The following is a 3,376-nucleotide window of genomic DNA, read 5'->3' as shown; positions in this document are numbered from 1 at the left end:
GTACAACCTGCCACATGGGACCAGGTCTTGGCGGACAGATGTACCAAAAATTCGGACTGGTTGAAGGTCCGTACTGGGAGTACACAGGATCTGAACATAAAGATGAAGGACGTTTTGATGCAACCGGAAATGAAGGTGATAAGTACTTCTTCAAAGTTCCTGCATTGCGCAACGTTCACAAAACGGCTCCTTATTTCCACGATGGTAGCGTAGCTGATCTCGATGAAGCAATTAAGATCATGGGAAAAACACAGCTTGGCAAAGATTTAACGGATGAGCAGGTAGCCAGCATTTCAACTTTCCTCAAATCGTTGACTGGTAAAATTCCTGAGCACGCGTTACAGTCAGAACCAGCAACCGCATCAATGTAAGCACAATCCAACTTTTCAATACATTTAAGCGCCTGTTCCCCATTGAGCAGGCGCTTTTTTTTTACCAAAAACTCTGCCTTTTTGTCTGTAGATTTACGAACCGACTGACTTTTTTACCGTTTCCATCACTGTAAATTCGATTGGTCTCGTATTTGACACTATCAGGCAAAAAAGAAAAAATGAATTTCAATAACTTTACAATAAAAGCACAGGAAGCTGTACAACAGGCACAGCAAATGGCTCAGGGCAATGGTCAGCAGGCTGTTGAAACAGGTCATTTGCTCAAAGCTATGCTCGATGTTGACGAAAACGTAATCCCGTTTTTGCTCAAGAAAAGTGCAGTCAATGAAGATACCTTCAGCAAAGCGATAGACAAGGTTGTAGAATCATATCCCAAAGTTGAAGGCGGCAACCTTTATCTCAGTCAGAACGCTGGAAAAGCTCTAAACAAAGCTTCAGATCTCGCGAAGAAAAACGGTGACGAATACGTTTCGCTGGAACACGTATTCCTCGGGCTACTCAACGGATCTGACCAGGTTGCTTCAATGATGAAAGACAGTGGATTGAAATCTGCTGATGTTGAAAAAGCGATTAACGAACTTAGAAAAGGAGAAAAAGTGAAAAGTCAGAGTGCTGAAGAAACATACAATGCATTGAATAAATACGCTATTCACCTGAATGAGCGTGCTAAAAACGGAAAATTGGATCCCGTAATCGGGCGCGATGAAGAAATTAGACGTGTTCTTCAAATTTTATCCAGGAGAACAAAAAACAACCCCATTTTAATCGGTGAGCCGGGGGTTGGTAAAACGGCTATTGCTGAAGGAATCGCGCACCGTATTGTGAATGGTGACGTACCTGAAAACCTCAAGTCGAAAGAGATTTTCTCACTTGATATGGGAGCGCTCGTAGCCGGGGCCAAGTATAAAGGCGAGTTTGAGGAGCGACTCAAAGCTGTGGTAAAAGAAGTGACCAAGAGCGATGGAAATATCGTGTTGTTCATCGATGAAATCCACACTTTGGTCGGAGCCGGAGGAGGCGAGGGCGCAATGGATGCAGCGAACATCCTGAAACCCGCATTAGCACGTGGTGAGCTCCGTGCAATAGGAGCAACAACTTTAGGAGAGTATCAAAAGTACTTTGAGAAAGATAAAGCACTCGAGAGACGATTCCAAACCATTATAGTTGATGAGCCTAATACTGAAGATGCTATTTCCATCTTGCGTGGTATCAAAGAAAAATATGAAACGCACCACAAGGTGAGAATCAAAGACGAGGCGATTATCTCGGCTGTTGAGTTGAGTGAACGCTACATTACAGATCGTTTCTTACCGGATAAAGCGATCGACTTAATCGATGAGGCTTCATCAAAGATGCGTATGGAAATCAACTCCATGCCGGCTGAACTCGATGAGGTTGAACGTAAAATTCGCCAGCTCGAAATTGAACGCGAGGCAATTAAGCGCGAAAAAGATGATAAGAAGCTCGAAAAATTATCGAAAGATATTTCTGAGTTGAGCGAAGAACGCAATTCTCTAAAAGCTCAATGGGAGAGTGAAAAAGAAGTGATCGAAGGCTTGCAAAAAGTCAAAGAGGACATTGAAAAATTCAAGCTCGAAGCAAATCGGGCAGAGCGTGAAGGTGACTTTGGTAAAGTGGCCGAGTTGCGCTACGGTAAAATCAATGAACTCCAGGAGCAGTTGAAAGAGTACGAATCTAAAGTAGCAGATTTACGCGAAAAAGGATCGGCTCTGATCAAAGAGGAAGTTGATGCTGAGGATATTGCAGAGGTTGTTTCAAAATGGTCTGGAGTGCCGGTGAGCAAAATGCTGCAGAGCGAACGCGAAAAATTGCTCCATCTCGAAGATGAATTGCACAAGCGTGTAATCGGTCAGGAGGAAGCGATTGAAGCTGTTTCTGATGCGGTTCGCAGGTCGCGATCAGGGTTGCAGGATGAGGACAGACCAATTGGATCGTTCCTGTTTCTGGGTACGACTGGTGTTGGTAAAACCGAGCTGGCAAAAGCACTTGCCGAGTTTTTGTTCGACACAGAAAATGCGATTACACGAATCGATATGAGTGAGTATCAGGAGCGTCATGCTGTATCGAGGTTGGTTGGAGCGCCTCCGGGATATGTCGGCTATGATGAGGGAGGTCAGCTCACTGAGGCTGTCCGCAGGAAACCGTACTCGGTTGTGTTGCTCGATGAAATTGAAAAAGCACATCCTGATGTGTTCAACATCTTGCTGCAGGTACTTGATGATGGCCGATTGACTGATAACAAAGGTCGTGTGGCAAACTTCAAGAACACGATTATTATCATGACATCGAACCTCGGTTCTGACATTATCAAGCAGAGTTTTGAAAAGCTCAATGATACGAATGAGGAAGAACTATTTGAACAAACAAAGAATGAGTTGTTGGCTTATGTTCGTCAGAACCTGAAGCCCGAATTCCTCAACAGGATTGATGAGAACATCATGTTTACACCGCTCAGCAAAAGCGATGTGCTCGATATTGTGAAGCTTCAATTTGCTCACATTCAGAACCGGGTGAAAAAGCAGGATATCAGCATCTCCGCAACTGATGAGGTATTGGAGAAACTCGCCAACCGCGGATTTGATCCACAGTTTGGTGCCCGACCCATCAAGCGATTGATGCAAAAGGAAATACTGAATACGCTCTCAAAAGAGATATTGGCCAACAGAATTCAGGCAGGAGATACAGCTGTGCTCGATGAATTTGACGACCGATTTGTATTCAGGAAACCCATCGAGAAAGATCAAATTTCAACAGAAGAAGAATAAGAGAAAGGGAGTGCATCAAAGCTATTAGGTTTTGGTGTACTCCTATTTATTTCTGGGCTGAAAAGCTTCCTTAAGCTAGATCCTCAACTTCAATATACCACAGAGTAATTCTCAGTGTTTCACTGACTTCTTGAAGATTAGATATAAGTGCCGTTAGGCACGATAGACATTTATCTCCGGGTGGTAACCCGGAGCATA

At 43.9% G+C, this 3,376-nt stretch carries 1 protein-coding gene and 1 pseudogene; both read left to right on the top strand.

Annotated elements, in window-relative coordinates:
- A pseudogene (locus tag RI557_RS11535) lies at positions 1–371 on the top strand (c-type cytochrome); the annotation flags it as partial.
- Positions 372–550: 179 nt separating this feature from the next.
- The gene (gene clpB, locus RI557_RS11530; protein ID WP_310683909.1) at positions 551–3,178 is read left to right on the top strand and encodes an ATP-dependent chaperone ClpB; all 2,628 of its coding nucleotides are present in this window, start codon (positions 551–553) and stop codon (positions 3,176–3,178) included.
- Positions 3,179–3,376: the final 198 nt, after the last annotated feature.

The organism is Salibacter sp., from assembly GCF_031581065.1.
GTDB lineage: Bacteria > Bacteroidota > Bacteroidia > Flavobacteriales_G > Salibacteraceae > Salibacter.
The sequence above is the reverse complement of the archived record's forward strand: the minus strand, read 5'-3'. Positions and strand labels throughout refer to the sequence as shown.